Below are 19,777 nucleotides of genomic sequence, written 5' to 3'. Positions count from 1 at the left end.
TCAGAATCTCCTCCGGGGTACAGGAGCGGCGACGGCGGTCAGGACGACGGCCGCGCCGGCGCCCACCAGCGCAGTGAGCGCAGCGAGCAACCGCCAGTCGGCGATCTCTGCCAGGGCAGGCGCCAGCCACGGCGAGGCCACGGCCGCGCCGGCGGCGAGCATCAGAACCGCCCGCAGCAGCGACCGGCCGGCCCGTTCGCCGGTGGTCCCGAGGCACCCGCATGAGGCGGCCGGGTCGCGGTAGGTCAGGACGGACAGGTAACCAGCGAAAATCAGGTAGACGACCGCGACGGCGGCGCCCGCCACCCGCGCTGCACCGGCGGTCAGCACCGGCGCGATGGCGGAGGCGACACCGACCACAATCGACGCCGTCGGCAGCAGGCCGGCTACCGCGTCGATCCACCGGCGCGGAACGATCCGGTGCGCGCGCAGATGGTGCCGCAGCATCGCAGGGTCACGGCGGTGCCGGAGCCCGGCTACGACCAGGAGAGTCGCCCCAGCCTGAACGACGATCAGCAGAGCCAGGGCCGCGAGCGCCATTACTTCCAGTGCAGCGTGCTGAGTCCGGTCAGCAAGGCGAGGGCCTCGTCCTCGGAGCTCTCCCGTGGATCCAGCGTGGCCACCGCGGTCGGCGTCGCGCACACCAGCACGGGCTTCGGCGCGGCCTCCTTGGCGTCACTGATCTGCCGCCATACTTCGCCGACCGCCACCCGGTGGCCGGACCAGGCCGGGAGGCTCGCCTCTTCGGTCTCCGCTTTGCGGACGGTGAGGTAGCCGACCGATGGCAGGTGCTTGAACGCGGTGATCCGCTGCCACGACTGCCCGGAGGGCAGCCCCACCTGGAGCCCTGCCGGGCTGTCGGTGAACGTGAGGTCGTCCAGCTTGCTCAGCATCCCCGCGTGGGTCGCGCGCGGTTCATTGACCCAGCAGTACGCCTCGTGCCAGTGACCCTGCCACGCGACAAGGCCGACCGATCCGTCGACGTTGGCGGCGAGCAGGAAGGTACCGCCCTGGGCCGGGTACTCGGCGATGTACTTTCCGTTCAACAGCACCGCGACATGACCGTCCACAGTGCCCGCCGGACCGGTTTCGAACGCGCGGCCCCCGATGCTGCTCGCCTCGGGAGATCCGCGGAACCTGACCCGGTTCTCGGTGAACCATGGCTCGACCAAGCCGGAATCCGCGTGTTTGACAGTCAATGTGCTGCCGTCGGGCGCGACGAGTCGTCCGCCGGATCGTGGGCGCCAGGCTCGGACCGCCTCGCGATCAATCGTCCGCACTGCCATAGAGATCCCCCCGTTCACTCTTGGTGCGACAGAGGTTACGGACCGGATCGACTTTTCTCGATCCTGAAACAAACATCATCCACAAACGACATAGCGCATACACCGCTCGATCTCCACATTGTTCGGGTCGCTCCAGGGCTCCTCGTCAGCTTCGGGTCAAGATGAAATCCTTGCGGCTGAGCACTGCGGCGAGCACCTCGCGTGGCGCCCGTTCCGGTGAGCCGGACTGATAGGGCGGCTGCGGGTCGTACTCGTGAGCCAGCTGAATGGCCTGGGCCACTGCATCTCCGGCGATGCGGCCGGCCAGGGTGACGGCCATGTCGAGTCCGGCGGAGACCCCGGCGGCGGTGAGGTACTTGCCGTCGGTCACCACCCGCTGTGCGACCGGGACGGCTCCGAGCGGGGCGAGTTGGTCATGTGCCAGCCAGTGCGTGGTGGCGCGCCGGCCGGTGAGCAGCCCCGCGGCGGCGAGCAGGAGCGAGCCGGTGCAGACCGAGGTGGTCCATGTGCTGGTGGTGTCCACCGCGCGCAGCCACTCGCGGATCGGCCCGTCGCCCATGTGGTGGCCTTGTCCCGGCCCGCCGGGCACCACGACCACGTCGCGCCGGTCCACCTCGGACAGGGCGGCGTCGGCGGTCAGGCCGGGCGAGACGCCCAACTCGCGGATGAACGCGCGGCGCATCGTCTCGGCCGTGCCGTATCCGCAGCGGGCGGCGATGCGCTCCAGCCCGTCGTCGCCGTCGAGCAGCAGGCGGCGCGCCGCCTCCAGGCGTACGTCGTCGACGTAGCGGCCCGGTGTCTGGCCGACCTCGTCCGCGAAGGCTCGCGCGAACTGGCGCGGCGACAGGCTCGCCCGCCGGGCCAGGGCCGGCACGCTGAGATCCGCGTGCGGGTTGTCGGCGACCCACCGCTGCACCTCGCGCAGCCCCGGCCGCGCCGCGAGCTGCGCCGACAATGGGGTGCTGAACTGCGCCTGATTGCCCGGCCGACGCAGGAACATCACCAGATGCCGGGCGATCTCCAACGCGATCTCACGGCCGAGATCCTCCTCGACCAGCGCCAACGCCAGGTCGATGCCGGCAGTGACGCCGACCGAGGTGGCGATCGGCCCGTCCAGTACGCACCGGCGTCCCGCCGGGGCTCGCCGTGGTGACCCGGTAGGCCTCTGGGCCGGCGCCGGTGAACACCTCCAGCGGACCCGTCACATCAAGGCTCTGCACACCCTCGAAGGCAATGATCAATACGTCGCGGCCTGACACGGACTCAGCTTCCCGGCCGCCGGCGCTGACAGCAATGTCGTAGATCCCACTTTCCTGCCACGAGCGGCGCCGCTCCCGGTCAGGCCTCACGTTCACCGGCGAGGACTCGCCGCACAGTCGACGACGATCACCCATCGCTGCCGGCGAGAGCCTGGCACAACTTCAGAAGGTGTTCGTCGAGGGGAACCCGGGCGCTCGCCGCCAGGTCGGCGGAGGCGCTGAACCGCCGGTCTGCGCCACTCTCCGCGCGGAACAGGGGTTGCAGTGCGGTTGCCAGCCGGCCGGTCGCTGCCTCGGCGATCGTGGTGCGGGTGTACAGATTGCCGTGCCAGGCGGCGGCCAGGACGGGGACTACCCGTTCGGTCTCGCCGGTGAGCCGCCACAACGTCAGGGCGGCGTGCGCCGGTGTCCACCAGTGCGGGTCCGGTGCGTTCAAGTACGTGGCGACCAGGGGCGCGGCCGAGGCGGCGGGGGAGCCCATGTCCGCGATCTCCTCGAGCGCGTTGCCGGCGGCGGGCCCGTTCAGGCGGGCTGTCAGTAGGGCCAGGGCGTCCGGGGACCGATCGATGCGCCACAGTGCTCCGGCCGCCGCGACGGCCAAATACGGATAGCCGCTGACGGCAGCTTTGCGCAGAGCGGGAAGGGCCTCCGCCGCGGCCGGGCCGATCCGGCCGAGCGTGGCTGCGGAGTCATCGTCCAGACGCGATCCGAGCAGCCGCGCCACGGCCGGGGCGGCGGCCGGGCCGAAGGCCCGTAGCGCGTGCTGCAGCGAACTCCATTCGAAGGGCACCTGATCGCCGGCCTTCATCACCGGCAGACGGGGCACGATCTCGGCGGTAATGAGTTCGGCGTGCCCGGTGTAACGGGCGAGTCCGAATCCGATGTTGTCCGGGCGCTGCTGCTGTCGCAGCGCAGTCAGCAGCAGCGGCAACGCCCGTTCGTCGCCAAGGTTGGTGAGGATGCCGAGGTAGGGGTGCAGCTTGCGTCCTGTCCGGTTCCATGCCGGGCGCCCGTCGCGCCACGGACGGGCGTCGAGGTCGGCCAGGTGCTCCGCGACTGTCTCGACGGCGGGCGCAGCGAGCGGCCCCCAGTCTTCCAGCATGGTGGCGGCCCGCTCGGCGAACGGCTGTGACCGATCGAGGAGCTCCGCGGTCCGGGTCACCGCCTCGCGGTAGTCGCCACGCCATTGACTGATCAGCTGGTACCCGGCGTACAGCGCGTCGCCGGCGAGGTCGTCGTAGGGAGAGGACAGCAGCGGGGTGATGATCGCGGTTCGTTCTGCGACGCGTGGGCCGAGCGGGCCGGTCAGGTCTTCGAGGAGACGCGCGCAGTGCGGCGCACGGCGTTTCTCGTGCAGGCTTTCCCGCGGCGACGCCTGCTGGGCAGCCGGCTCGAAGACGGGGTCTGCCTCCGCGTAGGCGTGGCCGATCAGGATCGGCACGTCATCCAGGGGGACCCGCTGCGGGTCGGTGCGGGCCACAGCGATCAACGCGGCCAGCGCGTTGGACGCCGGTGCGGAACGGCCGAGGCTCAGCAGGTACGTGATCGCGTCGTCATCGAGCCGCAGCCTGCCCAGGGTGTCCAACAGACTCCTGCGGACACCGGGGTCATCCTCGGTGCGGAGCACGTTGATCAGCAGGTCAGCCAGATCGGTTACCGCCGCGGCCAGAAGCAGCTTTGGCGCGACGGCCCGCACTCTCGCGTCGGGATCGCCCGAAAGACCGATCAGATCCGGTGCTGCATCCATGATCAGCGCGTAGGCCCGCCCCGTCTGACGGTGCATCTCGACCCAATCTTCGTCGTCCCGGTCGTACTCGCTCAGCTCGGTCTCGGCTGACCCTTCGCCGGCTTCGGCGATGCTGGTGAGCAGTTCGGCGATCCGTTGCCGACCGGCCGGACCCGGTGTGGCCACAACTTCGATCAGGTAAGGCAGGACGGCGACTGTGGCGTCGTAGATGCTGCCCTGGTCGTCGAACGCTTCGCCGATGGCGTCAAGGGACTCTCGGCGGACCTCCGGGTCCGGGTCGCCGAGGCCACGCACCCAGCCCGGCACGTCTTCCGCCGAGCCATTGGCGTGTTGCAGCGAACCCCAGTCGATGTCTTCCAGTCCGATGTACACCCGCGGAGCCTAGATGGGCACGCCTTGACTCGTGGCTGACATGGCCGCCCGAATTCACCCACACCGCCAACGAGCCCCGATCCGGCGCCGCCTCACGGGGATCGACGAATGATCGGTCGAGCCACTGGGCGTCGTCCAGGATCACGGTGAGTGGTTCGGCTGCGCAGAGTTCGGTCAGCAGGGTCCGGAATCCCAGAGGTACCGGCAAACGGTTGGCCCAGGTCGAACTCGGTCGGCGTGATGGCCGGCACACGCCGCCCGGTTCGCCGGAGACGACGACCTGTCCGCCCGTCGCACTCGCGTCCGCGATGACCCGAAGCCGCTTCACGCCCGAAGAGTCCGAATCCTTCGGCTGTCATGGCGGACCCTGCGGGTCCTCCGCCCAGCCCCCGCAGGGTCCGCTCGAGGGATTTCCCCGACGCCTCGGCAGGCAGTCCATTCCTAGCCTTACGGCATCAGTTCCAGCAAATCCTAGGAGTAAGCAATGAGTGAAAACCGGCCAACGGTGGTCCTGGTCCACGGCGGCTTCGTCGACGGTTCCGGCTGGCGAGGCGTGTACGACCGGCTCCGCGCGATGGGCCACGACGTCCGCATCGTCCAGAACCCCACCCTCACCTTCAACGGCGACATCGACGCCGTCAAACACGTCCTCGACGACATCACCGGCCCCGCCATCCTGGTCGGCCACTCCTACGGCGGCGTGATCATCACCGAAGCCGGCAACGACCCCCGAGTAACCGGCCTGGTCTACATCACAGCGTTCGCCGCCGACAAAGGCGAATCCGTACTCTCCCTCGTCGCCAACCCGGCACCCGGCGCCCCGGTCCCGCCGATCCTGCCCCCGCGCGACGGCTTCCTGCTCCTCGACCGCGACAAGTTCGCGGCCTCCTTCGCCGGTGACCTCCCGGCCGGCGAAGCCGCGTTCATGGCCGACTCCCAGATCCCCTGGGGGCTCGACGCCGCCGACGGTGCCGTGACCGAAGCCGCCTGGCAGACCAAGCCGAGCTGGTACCTCGTCGCCGCCGACGACAAGATGATCCCGCCCGCAGCCCAGCGGCAGATGGCCCAGCGAGCCGGCGCCACCGTGCGCGAGGTCGAAGCCAGCCACGCCGTCTACGTCTCCCAGCCGCAGGCCGTCGCCGACCTCATCCACACCGCGGCGGAAACCGCGTGAACGCCGAAGTGTCCCGCCGTCAAGTACTGGCCGCCGGCGTGGCCGTGGCCGGGGCGGCAGCGCTGACCCCCGGCCCGGCCACGGCCGCCGTCAACAAGGACAAGAAGAAGCCGACAATCGTGCTGGTGCACGGAGGCTACGCGGATTCCTCGTCCTGGAACGCCACCATCCACCATCTGCAGAGTCGGGGATATCCCACGGTCTCCGGGTCGAATCCGTTACGCGGCTTGCCCACCGACGCTCCCTACATCGCGAGCCTGCTCGACTCGATCAGCGGACCGGTCGTGCTGGTCGCGCATTCCATGGGCGGCACCGTCATCACCAACGCCGCGGCTGGCAAGAGCAACGTGAAAGCGCTGGTCTACGTCTCCGCATTCGTGCCCGACGTGGGAGAAACGCAGGGCGAGCTCATCACCAAGTTCCCGGGCAGCGAGGTCGAAGCTGTCAGCGTCGGGGTCCCGTACACCAAGCCTGACGGCACCACCGGTACCGACCTCTACCTGAGCAAGGACGGCCAGGCCGCTTTCGCCGCGGACATCCCTGCCGCGACGTTCCGCGTCCTCCAGGCCACTCAGCGACCCTTCGACGCTGACTCCTTCATTCATCCGACCACGGCCGCCGCCTGGCGTTCGATCCCGACCTGGGGCCTGGTCGCCGGCCGGGACAAAGCGATCCCACCGGCATGCCAGCGATGGATGTACGCCCGGGCAGGCGCTCGCAAGGTCGTCGAGATACCGACGTCCTCCCATGTCGCGATGATCAGCCATCCGAAGGCCGTTGCCGATCTCATCGAGGACGCGGCCCAGGCAACCCGCTGACCGGAAATGTCTGAAGGCGGTGGTGGCCGAGTACCTATCGGCCACCACGGTCCCAAAACGCCGGACCTGAGACTTTCGGAGTGAGATATCACCATGAGAAACACCGCCTTGAGCCCGTCGCGCAGTCCTCGGCACCGTTGCAGGCGCTGGCCGAGGCTCGCCGCAGCGGCCGGGTGACGGTGTCCGGCGCCTACCATCTGATCCGTGACCAACACCTTCCCGTAGCGCAACGGCAGCTGTCGTTCGTGCTCACCACCGCGGTGTACGGCCCGGCCGACGCCGCCGGCACCCGGGCGTTCCGTGGGTGGCTGCTCTCGGTCTGCGCGGGCGCACCTTCGTCACCGAGACCATGAGCCGCGTCTCGCAGGTCTTGGCCGACGTCTCCCTGCACGCCACCGCTACCGACGGGCCCCTTGCACCGCAGCGCAGCCTCATCCGGCCCGGCCGGCCGCAGCATCGCGCGGCTGTTCGCCACGCTCTTCGCCGGGGCCGGCCCACCGGGGTCAGCGCTGGCCGCCGCTGGCGAAGAGGATGTCGCCGGTTACCCAGCGGGCGGCCGGGGAGGCGAGAAAGACCGCTACCGGCCCGTAGTCGTCAGGGGTGCCCAGGCGGCCGAGCGGGATGTCGGCGATGGCGGCGTCGGCCATCGGGGAGCCGATGAAGCCCATCGCCCTTGTGCCGTCGGTGTCGGACACGCTGGGGGCGATCGCGTTGACCCGGATGCCTCGGGGAGCCAGTTCCTTCGCGGCGATCAGGGTCGCGGAGTTCACGGCGCTCTTCGTGGCCACGTACAGGGCGCTGTAAAGAGGGTGGCTCGCCGTGCCGGCCGTGGACAGGTTGATGATGGAAGCTTCACCCAGGTCGTCCTGGGCGGCCAAGGCCTGCATGGTCAGCAGGGTGCCCCAGAGGTTGGTGTCGATCTGCTCGCGGTAGTCGTCCTCGGTGATCGCGGTCAGCGGGCCGAAGGCGTACACGGCGGCGTTGTTGACCAGGATGTCGACCGGGCCGAACGCCTTGCGGGCGGCCGCGAAGAGCACCGCCACGTCGTCGCGGCGGCGTACGTCGGCGGCGACCGCCAGGGCGGTGCCCCCGGCCGCGGTGATCTGCTTGACGACGCGGTCGGCGCCGGTGGTGTCCGAGCGGTAGTTGACCACGACCCGGGCGCCGGCGGCGGCCAGCGCGGTGGCGATACCGGCGCCGATTCCCTTGGCGGCTCCGGTGACGATGGCGGTGCGGTTCTGCAGAGGTGTGTCCATGGCGACTACGTTATGCAGGGAACTTACTGGCGGTAAGTACGTACCTTTTTGTAAGCTGCTGCCATGGTGGTGAGTAAGCAGCTCCAGACGGCTTCGCGGTTGCTCGCGGGTGACGCGTTCGACAGCCGTTGCGCCTCTCGTCCGATCATGGATCAGGTGACCACCCGCTGGGGCACGCTGATCATCGCCGCGTTGATCACTGGGCCGCACCGGTTCTCGGCGCTGCATCAGCGGGTGGGTGGCATCAGTCAGAAGATGCTCTCGCAAAACCTGAAAGCCCTGGTCCGTACGGGTCTGGTCGAGCGTACGGTCGAGCCGGCCGTCCCGCCGCAGGTCACCTACAGCCTGACCGAGCTCGGCGAAAGCCTCGCCGAGCCGCTGTGTGCCCTGCTCGGCTGGTTCGGCGCCAACACCGCGGCGATGGTCGCCGCCCAGCAGAGGCACGACGCCCTCGCCCCTCGGTGAATCGACGCCGCATCAGCTAGGAGCGAGCCGCCGACCGTGCCCGGCGGCATGAATGCCTGGGGCAGCGGGGGACCACCTGCTCCGACGTCAGGCCGCCAGAAGCCTGAGGCGCGTTTCCGCGACCATCTCATCGAGCCTCTGGAGGGTGGCGGCGAGCTCCGCGGCCTGCGCCCGCAGCCGGGTCCGCTCCTCCTCCAGGCGCGCGACCATGGCCGGGGTCGTCGTCCCGGTGTCGTAGCAGGGCAGGATTCCCGCGACGTGCCGGGCGGGAACGCCGGCGGCGAACAGCACCTGAATGGCCTGGACCCGGTCCACCGCGTCGTCGTCGTACTCCCGGTGCCCCCCACTGGTGCGCGTCTCCCGCAGCAGTGACTGCTCGCCGTACCAGCGCAGCGACCTCGGACTCACCCCGGTCAGCCGGGCCAGTTCGCCGATCCGCACGATGTGGCACCTCCATGACACACGTCTCACGACAACGACTTGAACCTGACATGTATGTCAGCTCTTACGGTCGGGTCATGAGAATCGAAAACTCCACTGCACTGGTCACCGGGGCCAATCGAGGGCTGGGTCGCGAATTCACCCGTCAGCTGCTGGTTCGCGGCGCCCGCCGGGTCTATGCCACCGCCCGCGACCCGCGCTCGATCGACGTCGACGGAGCCGTGCCGCTCGAACTGGACGTCACGGATGCCGCCAGCGTGGACGCTGCAGTCCGTGCGGCTCCCGACGTCGACCTGCTGGTCAACAACGCCGGCATCGCCACCCTGCAGCCGGTGCTCGCCGGAGACCTCGACACCATCCGGCGCGACGTCGAGACCAACGTCTTCGGCACCCTCCAGGTGACCCGCGGATTCGCCCCCACGCTCGGCCGCAACGGTGGCGGCGGCATCGTCACGGTGCTGTCAGCCGCCTCCTGGTACGCCGTACCCGGCAATGCCGCCTACTCGGTGAGCAAGGCCGCCGCCTGGAACCTGAACAACGCCTTCCGTGTCGAGCTCGCCGAGCAGCACACCCAGGTCCTGGGCGCCCACGTCGGCCTGGTCGACACGGACATGAGCGCGGGGTGGGACTTCCCCAAGATCAGCGCTGAGGAGTTCGTGACCACCGTGCTGGACGGGCTGGCCGCCGGCGAGATCGAGGTCGTTGCCGACGACTTCGCGCGGCGCGCCAAGGCATCGCTGTCCGGCCCCCCGACGACCTTGAGCCTTTAGAAGGCCTGACTGAAGCTGCGCTTGGTACCCCCTGGCCGCCTCACCACGCTGGCCGCGAGGTTCGGCGGCGGCTGTACGCGTACTTTCGATGCGGCCGACGCTCGGTATGCCGGCCGGCTGTTCAGTCGAGCGGGGCGTAGTCGATGTAGCCGCGGTCGTCGCCGCCGAAGAAGGTGGTGCGGTCACCCTGGGCGAGTGGAGCTCCGGTGGCGAGGCGGTGGGGCAGGTCGGGGTTGGCGATGAAGTTGGCGCCGAAGGCGAGCAGATCGGTGATGCCATCCTCGATGAGCCCCAGGTCGGCCGGGCCGGTGGGCGTCGTTCCGGTGTCGGGGTTGAGGATCAAGGTGTGGGGCCACGCCGCACGGACTCGGCGGGTCAGGTCGCGTCCGGCCCGTTCTGCGAAGTGGAGGTAGGCGAGGTCGAGATCCGCGAGTTCGCGTACCAGGGGCAAGTATGTGGCGTCGTGGTCAGTGCCGTCGTTGATGTCGTTGACGGTGGCCCCGGGTGAGAGGCGGATGCCGACCTTGTCGGCACCGATGGCTTGGCTCGTGGCCCGGGCGACCTCGACGGCGAACCGGATCCTGCCGTCCACGTCCCCGCCCCATCGATCGTCACGCTGGTTGGTGTGGGTGGAGAGGAACTGGTGGATGAGGTAGCCGTTGGCGCCGTGCAGCTCGACGCCGTCGAATCCGGCGGCGATGGCGTTGCGGGCGGCCGAGGCGTAGTCCTCGATGGTGGCCAGGATCTCGTCCTCGGTGAGTTCCCGGGGGACGACGAAGTCCTGCAGGCCGGTGTGCGTGAAGACCTGCCCCTGGGCCTGCACGGGGGACGGGCCGACGGGAACCAGGCCGTCGGGCAGCAGGTCGGGGTGCCCGATCCGGCCGCTGTGCATGAGCTGCGCGAAGATCACACCGTCTTCGGCGTGTACCGCGTCGGTGACGGTGCGCCAGGCGTCCACCTGTGCCGGTGAGTGCAGTCCGGGCACGTCGGTGTAGCCCTGTCCCTGCGCCGACGGGTGGGTGCCCTCGGTGATGATCAGACCGGCGCCGGCTCGCTGCGCGTAGTAGGTGGCCATTGACGGGGTCGGTGTGGTGCCGGGGGCACGACTCCTGGTCATCGGGGCCATGACGATACGGTTCTTCAGTTTCTTCCCGGCCAGCTCATGCGGCTGAAATGCTTTGGTGGACATCACAGTTCCTTTGACGACGTCAACTGGGGATGGTCATTTCTGAACCGGCGATCGAGGACCCCGGCAGCTGCTCAGACAGAGTCGGCCAGGGCGGACGGCGGGCTGCGGTCCCCGCCATGGACGCCGGGCGCGGCGCCGGCATCCGGGGGTTATCGGCCGGTACCGATCTGGCGACGGCGGTGGGCCTGCAAGCCACGCAGCTACTCACTCAGATGGTGCCGCGCTGTTGGGGCCAAGGCGGCTGGAGAGCCGATCGGCGATGTTTCCGGTCGCACCGACGGCGCCGGCCAGCATCTCTCGGAGGACTGTGTCCAGCGGCGTCGGCTGCACGCCGAGGGTCGCCTCGGTGCGGCTGGAGTCGAGCACATGCGGGTTCTCGTTGCTGTACATCATTTCCGTGAGTTCGCCGAAGATCGGTTGCTGTCGAGCCAGTGCGGCGAGCTCGTCGCGGTCGATGCGGTGCAGCTGGGGTGTAGGCGCTCCGGCCAATTCAGTGAGCCGCTCGCTCAGTGCCCGTACGGAAAGAGACGACGTGACCGGCACGTGCCAGGCCCGGCCCCACGCGTCGTCGTTGCGACTCGCGGCCACGAGCGTGCGGGCGATGTCTTCGGTGTAGTTCCAGCTGTGCGCTACGTCAAGGTCTCCCGGCCAGGACGCCAGCTCGCCGGCCAGCAGGGGACCGAGCACGAACGCGCCGTAGGGACCGACCGGGCCCGCGCCGAGGAAACCGGTGGCCCGAACTTCGGTGACCCGTGCGCGGCCTGCTTCGTGAGCGGCCAGAGCGTCGAGCCACATCTGCGCTCGGACACGGCCTTTGACCGTGGTGGCGGTCATCGGCAGGTCCTCGGTCATCGGCCCGTCGACATGACCGTAGCCGTAGGTGTTGCCCAGCATCACGTAGGCCGCTCCGGTCCGCTCGACCGCGCTCAGTAGCGCCGCGGACATCGGTGGCACGTCGACAGCCCACCGGTCGTACGCGGGAATGGCGGTGTTGACCAGCACGCGTGCGCCCTCGGTGAGCTCGGTGAGCCGGTCGGCGTCGGTGATGTCGGCGGCCACGGTCTCCACCAGCGGGTGGTCGGCGCCGCGGCCACTGCGGGTGATCTGGCGGACGCGCTCGCCGCTCTCGGCGAACTGGCGGGCGGTGGGTAGACCGGCTGCACCGGCTCCGGTGACAACGACGAATGACATGTCCCAAGCCTGCCGACCTGCAGCGCTGTACAGTAGTGGCCCGAGTGCCATACATCCGGAGGTTCTGGCCATGCACCGCGTCGTCGTCATTGCCGTTCCGCCGGTCAACACTTTCGATCTGTCCATCCCTGAGCTGATCTTCCGCGGGGTGGAGATCGATGGGCGACCTGCGTACGACGTCCGGGTCTGCACGGCTGAGCCGGGGATCCTGCCGTCCGACGGCGCTTTCGACTTGCTCGTCCGGCACGGCCTGGAGGCAGTCGACGAGGCCGACACGGTGATGGTGACCGGCGGGGCCGGTCGCGACGACGTCCCGCCGGCGGTGCTGGAGGCGCTGCGCACAGCGGCCGCAGCAGGCAAGCGTCTCGCGTCGATCTGCACCGGCGCCTTCGTGCTGGCAGCCGCCGGTCTCCTGGAGGGTCGGCGCGCCACAACGTTCTGGGTGAAGTCAGACATATTCCGCCAGCGCTACCCGGCCGTCACGCTCGAACCGGACGTGCTGTTCGTCGAGGACGGCCCCGTGATCACCTCGGCTGGGCTGGCCGCCGGCATCGATCTCTGCCTGCACATCGTCCGCTCCGACCACGGTGCTGCAGCGGCCAACGCGGTGGCGCGGCTGGCCGTTGTGGCACCGGTGCGCCCGGGCGGTCAGGCGCAGTTCATCGAGACACCCTTGCCGGCCGAGACCGGCGTCTCCCTTGCCGCCACTCGAGCCTGGGCGCTGCAGAGGCTCGACCAGCCACTCACGCTGACCGACCTGGCCCGGCACGCCAACAACAGCGTACGGACTTTGACGCGCCGATTCCGCACCGAGACCGGCCTCAGTCCGCTGCAATGGCTGCTGCATCAGCGCATCAACCGAGCGCGCGAACTTCTGGAGTCCACGAACCTGCCGATGGACCTCGTCGCCGCTCGCAGCGGACTGGGCAGCTCCGACTCGATGCGCCAGCACCTCACCCGCCGGGTCGGGCTGACACCGACGGCGTACCGGCGAACCTTCACCCATCTGCCGGAACACCGGTCGCCGTCGCTTTGAACAGATGAATGTATTGCTTTTCTGATCAGAAATTAAATCGCTTTCCGCCGTAGTGATGAGGTCAGTGGCGATCAGATGCCCAAGGACCAGTCACGCCGGCGGGACCGGGGGTTAACCCGCCGGAGACGACGGAAGCTATCGGGGGGTCTGCACGATTCTGCTGGAAGTCTCTGACCAGCAGGATTAGTCCTGTCAGCAAGACAACGGGAATCCGAACAGACAGGACAGAGACCATGTGGCAGAGCAACTACTCGTACGACGACAGCCAGACCTTCGCCTACGGCTACCAGAGCAGCGGTTCCTCCGGCTTCGAGGGCCAGTGCGAGAGCGGCGCTCCTCGCCAGGACGATGTTCCGCAGCAGGGCGAGCAGCCGGGTGGCTTCCCGTCCGACGACTTCCAGCCGGAGGGCTCGAACTACGGGGAGCACTACCAGACCCAGGAGTTCCACTACTACCACTCCGAGCACCACGTCGACTCGTCCGCGTTCCAAGCCTGAGCTGAGGACCCGCCTGGGTGTCGAGGTCATCGACGGTGCGGTTCAGCACCGCGTGGAACCGCTCGACCCGCCGGGCCGCCAAGGCGGCAAGCCCGGCCGGGAAGTCGGCACCGATCGCCGCCTGACCGGGCATCGGCAGTTGCCGTGCCGCGGGAAGCGGGGTGCCGGCCCGCCGGCGTTCGATCGCGATCACCTGCTCGCCGACGGTCTCCACTTCGATGTTCTCGGGAACGGCCCAGGGAAGAGGCCGGGAGTCAAGATCCGCGTAAAGGCCGCGGTCCGGCGCGGCGCGTCAGCCGATCCGCGTACCAAAGCTTCGCCACACGGAAGTCATCGATCTCGAAGACTGCACCATCGAGAGTTCAAAGGGATGGGCGCCACACCACGCTGACGTAGAAGAGGTGGGGGTCGTTGCCTGCGTCGTATTCGTGGTAGAAGGAGACGCTGCCCGAGCCGGTGGGGTGGCGAATCAGGTCTCGGGTCATGCCGGTTGCCTTCATGAGGGCGTCTCGGGCTTGTACCGGCTCCAAGTCGCAGCCGAAAGCCCGGAGCGCTTCGGGGTATTCGGTGAAGGGGCGGGAGCGGCGCCAGGCCGCGTGCTGCCACGTGTCTGCCTTGGCCTGCTGGGCCAGCACCAGAACGGCTTCGGCGGGAATGGGGAAATGGTCGGGGAAAGCGGGTGGAAGACCGCGTTCGTCGAGCGATTCCAGGAATGTCACGTCGGTCAGGATGTGGGCGTTCGCGTCGTATTCGTAAGGCGGCGCAGGGGGGCGGAGCGGCTCCAGGCGGCCGGACACCCCGCTGGCGTCGAGGGCGGCCAAGGCTGTCGCGACCACCCGCGGGGCCTGGTCGGGGTGGTCCTGCAGGTCCAGGTGGAGGGTCGGGCCGTCGTCGCCGAGAAGGGCGTCCACCCAGTTGGGCAAGGGTTCGGTGGGCTCGTCGGGGTGGGGAATGCCTCGGACGGCGTCGGCTGCGGCTCGCAGGGCGGCCATGGCCGTCTCGGCGTCGGGATTGTCGCGGATCACCAGCACGGCCTGGCTCGGGCGTTCAGCCACGTAGGCGGCCAGGGCGGCCTCGTCTCGTTGCAGCATGGCCGGGATTCTCGCACACGGGCATTGACGTCGGTGGACAGAAAGAATAGCTTCAATGCGCTTCATGGGAGCGCTCCCGCAGTCGAGCGTGGAGTGCACTGAAGACACGGGGGAAGTACAAATGAACAAGATCAGGAGATTGCTGGGCGCTTGCGTCGCGGCGGTGCTTGTGGTGCCCCTTTTGCCGGCCACCGCGAGAGCGGCGCCGATTGTCACGCGGGATGCGGTCGAGCTTTTCGGTACGCATCCGGGTTATGGCTATGCGGGTAGCGGTGTGCAGACGGCCACCGGCAACTTCACGATCGCGGTGCCTGACCTGCCGGGGGTCGCACGGACCTACAATTCGCTCGACGAGACGGCCGGCGTCCTCGGTCGTGGGTGGACGCTCAACCTGTCGATCCACCTGAGTTTCGACGGCGACGACGTCACCCTGCACGACGAGGACGGTCGTGAACTGCTCTTCGAGGCCGACGGTGACGGCTATCGGCGGCCGGCCGACATCGAGGCCGACCTCACCAGGGGCAGCGACGGCGGGTTCGTCCTGCGGTTCACGGCCAGCACCGCCTGGGTCTTCGACGCGGACGGCCGGGCGGTCTCGCGGCGTGCCGGCGGCACGACCACGACCTTCACGTACGCGGGGGAGCAGCTCACCGAGGCGAGCTCGAGTGACGGCCGCAAGTGGACCCTGGCGTACACCGGTGACCGCATCAGCACGGTGACCACAGAGGACGGTCGGAAGGTCACCTACACGTACACCCCGGACGGTGACCTCGCCACCGTGACCTCCCCGCGCGACGGGCTGGTCCGGTACACGGTCACCGACGGGCGCCTCACCCGGCTGACCGACGCCGCGGGGCAGACCCTCACCAACACCTACGACGGCGACGGCCGGGTGACGCGGCAGGAAGCCGGCTCGGGCAGCGCGGTGACCATCGTCTACAGCGACGACTCCACCAAGGTCACCGACTCGGTCTCCGACGCCACCGCGGTCTATCGCCTGGACAGCGCGGGCCACCTCGTCGGGCTGACCGTGCCCGGCGGCGGCGCCTTCACGCAGAGCTTCGACGCGAGCGGGCGGCTGGTCGGCGCGACCACGCTGGGCGGAGCGGCCGCCGCGGTCGAGTACGACAGCCGCGGCAACGTCACCAAGCGGACCTTCGCGGGCGTCAGCACCGGCTACGCGTATGACACGGCGGATCGGGTCACCCAGGTGACCGACTCGGCCGGGCAAGCCACCCGATACACGTACGCCGGAAACGAGACGCTGCCCTCCACTGTGGTCGGCCCGGATGGTGCCACCACGCGCTACACGATCAGCGACGGCCTGGTCAGCATGGTGGTGGATCCGGTCGGCGGGGAGACCGAGTACGCGTACGACGCGCAGCGCCGGCTCACCAGCGCCACCGACCAGGACGACCGGGTCACCCGTTACGGGTACGACGCGGCGGGCAACCGCACCTCGGTCACCTCGCCGGGCGGTGCGGTCACCCGATACGCGTACGACGGCGCGGGCAACGTCACCGAGACGACAGCCGCGGACGGCGGCGTCACCAAGAACACGTACGACGAGGCCGGCCGCATCGCCGAGGTCACGGATCCGGACGGCGGGGTCACCAGCTACGCGTACGACGCCGCGGGCAACCAGACCAGCACGACCGACGCGCTGCAGCGGACCACGACCTACACGTACGACAGCACGGGCAACCGCCTCACCTCGACCAACCCGGCCGGGGCGGTCAGCAAGTACACGTACGACCAGTTCGGCCGGGTCAGCACGGTGACCGACCCGACCGGCGCGCTCATCCGCTACAGCTACGACGCCGACGGCCGGCAGACCGCGCGCGCCGAGGCGGCCGGGTCGACCGCGACCAGCTACGACAAGCGCGGCAACGTCACCTCGACCACCGACGCGCTCGGCAACGTGACGCGCTACGTCTACGACGCGCTGGACCGGCTGACCGAGCTGCACGACCCGATCGGCGGTGTCTGGTACACCCGCTACGACAAGGCCGGCAACGTCGTCGAACGGCAGACGCCGAACGGCGCGATCGCCCGCAACATGTACGACGCGGCGGGACGCCTGCTCACGGCGGTCGACCCGATCCAGCAGACCATCAAATACGCGTACGACAAGGCCGGCAACGTCACCACGGTCACCGACCGGGCCGGCGGCGTCACCAAGATGGGGTACGACGCGGACGGCCGCCGCACCAGCCTGACCACCGCCGCCGGGCTGGTGACCCGCTACGAGTACGACGTCCGCGGCCAGGTCAGCAAGCTGATCAGCCCGGGCAACCGGGCCACCGGCTACACGTACACGTCAAGGGGGCAGCTCAAGACCACGACCGACCCGAACGGCGCCGTCCGCACCAGCGCCTACGACGCGGTCGGCCGGCTTTCCTCGGTCACCGACGCCAACGGCAAGGTCACCGGATACGCGTACGACAAGGGCGGCAACCTGACCCGGCTCACCGACGCCCGGGGTGAGGTCACCGCGTACACGTACGACTCGGCCGGCCGGCAGACCTCCGTCACCGATCCGCTGGGCCGGGTCACCCGTCAGACGTACGACGGTCACGGCAACCTGACCTCGGTCACCGACCCCGACAACAAGGTCGAGAAGTTCGAGTACGACGCGGCCGACCAGCTGACCAAGCGGACCGGCACCGACGGCAAGACCCAGACCTTCACCTGGGACGCCGCCGGGCGCCGCACCTCGATGACCGACGCCACCGGCAAGACCCGTTTCGAGTTCGACCCGGCCGGCCGGCTGCTGTCGGTGGTGCACCCGGACAGCTCGGTCTACACCTGGACCTACGACGTGGCCGGGCGCCGCACCAAGATGACCTACCCGGACGGCACTCTCGTCGACTACCGCTACGACCCCAACGACCGGGTGGTCGGCGCGGCCGACAGCAAGGCCGGGACGGCGTCCTACACCCTGGACGCCGACGGGCGGCTCACCGGCGAGGCGCTGCCGGGTGGCTGGTCACGGGCCTACGGATACACCGACGGGCAGCTGACCACCTACCGAGAGACCAAGAGCGGCACCACCAGCAACACCACGCTGACCCGGGACCCGGCCGGCCGGATCGTGCGGCAGGCCGACGCGGCCGGCACCACCTCGTTCGGTTATGACCCGGTCGGTCAGCTCACGTCGCAGACCGGTGCGCGGGGGACGCTCGCGGCGACCTACGACGCTTCGGGCAACCGTACGAGCATCACGCGCGGCAGCACGGTCACCAATCTGACGTACGACGCGGCCGACCAGCTCACCAGCACCACCACCGGCGGGGCGACCGCGAACTACCGCTACGACGGCGCGGGCCGGCTCACGTCGCGCAGCGGCAGCGGGCAGAGCCTGGCCATCACGTACGACGGGTTCGGTCGCCCGGCCCGCACGGTGGAAGGCGCCACGACCCGGAACTCCGTCCACAACGCGGACGGGTTGCTCGCCTCGCTCAGCAGCACGACCGGCGGGACGACCACCAGCAACCAGTTCTCCTGGTTCCCGGACGACAACCCGCAGCTGCTGGCCCAGAAGGGGGCCAACGCGACGAGCTTCACGTACGGGTACGGCCGGATCGCCGCGGGCAAGGCGCTGTTCTCCCGGGACGCGTACGGGTCGACGCTGCGCACCGACGCCACGGCCTCCTGGGCGCAGTCCACCGGCTACGACACCTTCGGGGCACCCACCGGCGCGTCCGCCACGCCCGCCTTCGGGTACCGCGGGGAGCTGGCTGTCGGGTCGACGCTCTACCTGCGGGCACGCGACTACGACCCGTCGGTGGGCCGGTTCACCAGCCGCGACCCGATCACCACGTATGCCGGGCGTACCGACGTCTACAGCACTTACACGTACGCCAACAACGACCCGCTGAACGTGATCGACCCGAGCGGCGAGATCGGCCTCGGCGGACTCGTCGGGTCGCTGCTCGGCTCGGTGCTGGCCGCCGTGTCGGCGCTGGCCAAGTCGCTCAGCTGCCCCGACGACCCGGGCAACTCGATCAAGCGGCACGACAAGTGGTTCCAGGGTGCGTGCCTGCGCACCCGCGGGTTCATCAAGCAGGACTGCCTGGACGGGCGGGACTGGTGCCTGAACGGGTTGTGGAACAGCCGGCAGCCCGAACGGGCCGGTCAGGCGCTGGCCATCAACGAGCTGAACAAGCAGCGCGAGGGTTTCCTGCGCCGCTTCTGGGACGACCAGCTCGGCTACGGAACGGCGGTCAGCGAGCACGTCGACTGGGAGGTCGGCCCCAAGGGCGGCACCCGGCGCGACATCATGACCGACGAGCGCAACATCTACGAGGTCAAGGTCTACTACGGTCCGGGCACCACGAGTGAGGTGGATGCGCAGCTCTACCAGTACAAGCTCGAGCTGTGGAGCCTCGGTGCCTACGACATCCGGATGGGCACCGAACTGCAGGGCTGGGCCAACGCCTTCAAGGTCCACAACAGCTGGGACTGGATCATCGGCGGTGACCTGGTCTACGTGTGGGGCATCGACCTGCCTCCCGGCCACGTCTACGTGGCCAAGGGCAAGAAGGCTCCGGCCAACGTCCGCGCCCAGGGCGAGCTGAAACGCCAGCAGAACGGCGAAGGCGACGGCGCGACCCTCATCCCCATCATCCCGGTCATCCCGGTGGTGCCGGTTCCCGTAGTCCCCTGACGTAGGAGGCGGGCGGGGGTGACGGGACCCCCGCCCGCGACCTGCGATGAGCCCGCACGTGACTCGCCGATCACCTCGACCGATGCTGTCCACTGCGGAGGGGCTCCAGGCGCAGCCGCGTCCGACACCATCGCACTCCAACGATCCGTGGGCCCGGCACGGCGGGCCCGGTCAGACCGACGTCGACGATGACGGGCTTCAATGGTGGCCGGCGCCCTATGGTTCCGCCGGGGGCCGACGATGGGAAACCCATCAACAATAGTGGCCGGTACGCCCGGCTGCCGCCGATCAGAGGGGCTGTTCGATCGGCAGGCGTGTCCGATGGCGGAGGCGAACAGTCGGGAAACGCCCGAATGTGCCATGAGAAGCCCTGATCTTTGACAGGATGGTTCAGGCCCCTGGGGTGCGAAGTGGCGCAGCCACAAACGTCCGACACGCCTTGATAGTGGTTGGAGGTGCCCGTCCAGGACAGGCAGAGGGTAGCCTGATGCGACCGGGCACACCGGCATCCATCCG

The 19,777-nt window shown here is 69.2% G+C and carries 17 protein-coding genes; 8 read left to right on the top strand and 9 right to left on the bottom strand.

All coding sequences use genetic code 11. The features are described 5' to 3' along the window. The 4 genes from HJC40_RS36150 to HJC40_RS36135 form a co-directional block, all read right to left on the bottom strand. Positions 1 to 540 (bottom strand): MauE/DoxX family redox-associated membrane protein, encoded by a 540-nt coding sequence (locus HJC40_RS36150; RefSeq protein ID WP_250007969.1) that lies wholly within the window; start codon positions 538 to 540, stop codon positions 1 to 3. Beyond that, positions 540 to 1,286, bottom strand: a complete 747-nt coding sequence (locus tag HJC40_RS36145; RefSeq protein WP_250007968.1) for a hypothetical protein — start codon at positions 1,284 to 1,286, stop codon at positions 540 to 542. The genes HJC40_RS36150 and HJC40_RS36145 overlap by 1 nt, the downstream gene beginning before the upstream one ends. A 145-nt stretch (positions 1,287 to 1,431) precedes the next feature. Then, the gene (locus HJC40_RS36140) at positions 1,432 to 2,349 is read right to left on the bottom strand and encodes a helix-turn-helix domain-containing protein (RefSeq protein WP_250007967.1); all 918 of its coding nucleotides are present in this window, start codon (positions 2,347 to 2,349) and stop codon (positions 1,432 to 1,434) included. Positions 2,350 to 2,672: 323 nt separating this feature from the next. Further along, positions 2,673 to 4,664 carry a hypothetical protein gene (locus HJC40_RS36135; protein ID WP_250007966.1) on the bottom strand — a complete coding sequence of 664 codons (1,992 nt, stop codon included), beginning with the start codon at positions 4,662 to 4,664 and terminating at the stop codon, positions 2,673 to 2,675. Positions 4,665 to 5,148: 484 nt separating this feature from the next. Between HJC40_RS36135 and HJC40_RS36130 the strand changes: the two genes are divergently transcribed. From HJC40_RS36130 to HJC40_RS36120, 3 genes are all read left to right on the top strand, one after another. Next, positions 5,149 to 5,838, top strand: a complete 690-nt coding sequence (locus HJC40_RS36130) for an alpha/beta fold hydrolase (protein ID WP_250007965.1) — start codon at positions 5,149 to 5,151, stop codon at positions 5,836 to 5,838. Further along, positions 5,835 to 6,656, top strand: coding sequence for an alpha/beta hydrolase (locus HJC40_RS36125; RefSeq protein WP_250007964.1), 822 nt, complete (start codon positions 5,835 to 5,837; stop codon positions 6,654 to 6,656). The genes HJC40_RS36130 and HJC40_RS36125 overlap by 4 nt, the downstream gene beginning before the upstream one ends. An 80-nt stretch (positions 6,657 to 6,736) precedes the next feature. Beyond that, positions 6,737 to 7,009, top strand: a complete 273-nt coding sequence (locus HJC40_RS36120; protein WP_250007963.1) for a CHASE domain-containing protein — start codon at positions 6,737 to 6,739, stop codon at positions 7,007 to 7,009. Between the two features lie 150 nt (positions 7,010 to 7,159). Here HJC40_RS36120 and HJC40_RS36115 read toward each other — a convergent pair whose 3' ends face one another. Continuing rightward, positions 7,160 to 7,912, bottom strand: coding sequence for an SDR family NAD(P)-dependent oxidoreductase (locus tag HJC40_RS36115; RefSeq protein ID WP_250007962.1), 753 nt, complete (start codon positions 7,910 to 7,912; stop codon positions 7,160 to 7,162). A 63-nt stretch (positions 7,913 to 7,975) separates the two neighbouring features. On the opposite strand from HJC40_RS36115, the gene HJC40_RS36110 reads away from it, so the two are divergent. Next, positions 7,976 to 8,377: a helix-turn-helix domain-containing protein gene (locus tag HJC40_RS36110; protein WP_250007961.1), complete on the top strand. Its 402-nt coding sequence runs from the start codon at positions 7,976 to 7,978 to the stop codon at positions 8,375 to 8,377. Between the two features lie 87 nt (positions 8,378 to 8,464). On the opposite strand, the gene HJC40_RS36105 is transcribed toward HJC40_RS36110, so the two are convergent. Beyond that, positions 8,465 to 8,818 carry a MerR family transcriptional regulator gene (locus HJC40_RS36105; protein ID WP_250007960.1) on the bottom strand — a complete coding sequence of 118 codons (354 nt, stop codon included), beginning with the start codon at positions 8,816 to 8,818 and terminating at the stop codon, positions 8,465 to 8,467. A 77-nt stretch (positions 8,819 to 8,895) separates the two neighbouring features. Here HJC40_RS36105 and HJC40_RS36100 point away from each other — a divergent pair, with 77 nt between their 5' ends. After that, complete coding sequence (locus tag HJC40_RS36100; RefSeq protein WP_250007959.1) at positions 8,896 to 9,588, top strand: SDR family oxidoreductase; 693 nt, start codon at positions 8,896 to 8,898, stop codon at positions 9,586 to 9,588. Between the two features lie 121 nt (positions 9,589 to 9,709). On the opposite strand, the gene HJC40_RS36095 is transcribed toward HJC40_RS36100, so the two are convergent. Together HJC40_RS36095 and HJC40_RS36090 are read right to left on the bottom strand one after the other, a co-directional pair. After that, the gene (locus tag HJC40_RS36095; RefSeq protein WP_284044201.1) at positions 9,710 to 10,777 is read right to left on the bottom strand and encodes an alkene reductase; all 1,068 of its coding nucleotides are present in this window, start codon (positions 10,775 to 10,777) and stop codon (positions 9,710 to 9,712) included. Between the two features lie 204 nt (positions 10,778 to 10,981). Next, the gene (locus HJC40_RS36090; protein ID WP_250007956.1) at positions 10,982 to 11,968 is read right to left on the bottom strand and encodes an NAD-dependent epimerase/dehydratase family protein; all 987 of its coding nucleotides are present in this window, start codon (positions 11,966 to 11,968) and stop codon (positions 10,982 to 10,984) included. Positions 11,969 to 12,038: 70 nt separating this feature from the next. Here HJC40_RS36090 and HJC40_RS36085 point away from each other — a divergent pair, with 70 nt between their 5' ends. Together HJC40_RS36085 and HJC40_RS36080 are read left to right on the top strand one after the other, a co-directional pair. Beyond that, on the top strand, positions 12,039 to 13,004 hold the full coding sequence (locus HJC40_RS36085) for a GlxA family transcriptional regulator (protein ID WP_250007955.1): 966 nt from the start codon (positions 12,039 to 12,041) through the stop codon (positions 13,002 to 13,004). Between the two features lie 233 nt (positions 13,005 to 13,237). Then, positions 13,238 to 13,501 (top strand): hypothetical protein, encoded by a 264-nt coding sequence (locus HJC40_RS36080; protein ID WP_250007954.1) that lies wholly within the window; start codon positions 13,238 to 13,240, stop codon positions 13,499 to 13,501. 362 nt (positions 13,502 to 13,863) lie between these two features. Here HJC40_RS36080 and HJC40_RS36075 read toward each other — a convergent pair whose 3' ends face one another. Then, positions 13,864 to 14,592 (bottom strand): hypothetical protein, encoded by a 729-nt coding sequence (locus tag HJC40_RS36075; RefSeq protein ID WP_250007953.1) that lies wholly within the window; start codon positions 14,590 to 14,592, stop codon positions 13,864 to 13,866. Positions 14,593 to 14,866: 274 nt separating this feature from the next. Between HJC40_RS36075 and HJC40_RS36070 the strand changes: the two genes are divergently transcribed. Next, positions 14,867 to 19,261 (top strand): RHS repeat-associated core domain-containing protein, encoded by a 4,395-nt coding sequence (locus HJC40_RS36070; RefSeq protein WP_250007952.1) that lies wholly within the window; start codon positions 14,867 to 14,869, stop codon positions 19,259 to 19,261. Positions 19,262 to 19,777: the final 516 nt, after the last annotated feature.

This window comes from Actinoplanes sp. M2I2 (assembly GCF_023544445.1).
Classification (GTDB): Bacteria; Actinomycetota; Actinomycetes; order Mycobacteriales; family Micromonosporaceae; genus Actinoplanes.
The sequence above is the reverse complement of the archived record's forward strand: the minus strand, read 5'-3'. Positions and strand labels throughout refer to the sequence as shown.

Excerpts from the sequence above, each read along its gene's own strand:
- HJC40_RS36150 (WP_250007969.1), bottom strand. The coding sequence starts at position 540 with ATGGCGCTCGCGGCCCTGGCTCTGCTGATCGTCGTTCAGGCTGGGGCG.
- HJC40_RS36145 (WP_250007968.1), bottom strand. The coding sequence starts at position 1,286 with ATGGCAGTGCGGACGATTGATCGCGAGGCGGTCCGAGCCTGGCGCCCA.
- HJC40_RS36130 (WP_250007965.1), top strand. The coding sequence starts at position 5,149 with ATGAGTGAAAACCGGCCAACGGTGGTCCTGGTCCACGGCGGCTTCGTC.
- HJC40_RS36115 (WP_250007962.1), bottom strand. The coding sequence starts at position 7,912 with ATGGACACACCTCTGCAGAACCGCACCGCCATCGTCACCGGAGCCGCC.
- HJC40_RS36110 (WP_250007961.1), top strand. The coding sequence starts at position 7,976 with ATGGTGGTGAGTAAGCAGCTCCAGACGGCTTCGCGGTTGCTCGCGGGT.
- HJC40_RS36100 (WP_250007959.1), top strand. The coding sequence starts at position 8,896 with ATGAGAATCGAAAACTCCACTGCACTGGTCACCGGGGCCAATCGAGGG.
- HJC40_RS36095 (WP_284044201.1), bottom strand. The coding sequence starts at position 10,777 with ATGTCCACCAAAGCATTTCAGCCGCATGAGCTGGCCGGGAAGAAACTG.
- HJC40_RS36090 (WP_250007956.1), bottom strand. The coding sequence starts at position 11,968 with ATGTCATTCGTCGTTGTCACCGGAGCCGGTGCAGCCGGTCTACCCACC.
- HJC40_RS36085 (WP_250007955.1), top strand. The coding sequence starts at position 12,039 with ATGCACCGCGTCGTCGTCATTGCCGTTCCGCCGGTCAACACTTTCGAT.
- HJC40_RS36080 (WP_250007954.1), top strand. The coding sequence starts at position 13,238 with ATGTGGCAGAGCAACTACTCGTACGACGACAGCCAGACCTTCGCCTAC.
- HJC40_RS36075 (WP_250007953.1), bottom strand. The coding sequence starts at position 14,592 with ATGCTGCAACGAGACGAGGCCGCCCTGGCCGCCTACGTGGCTGAACGC.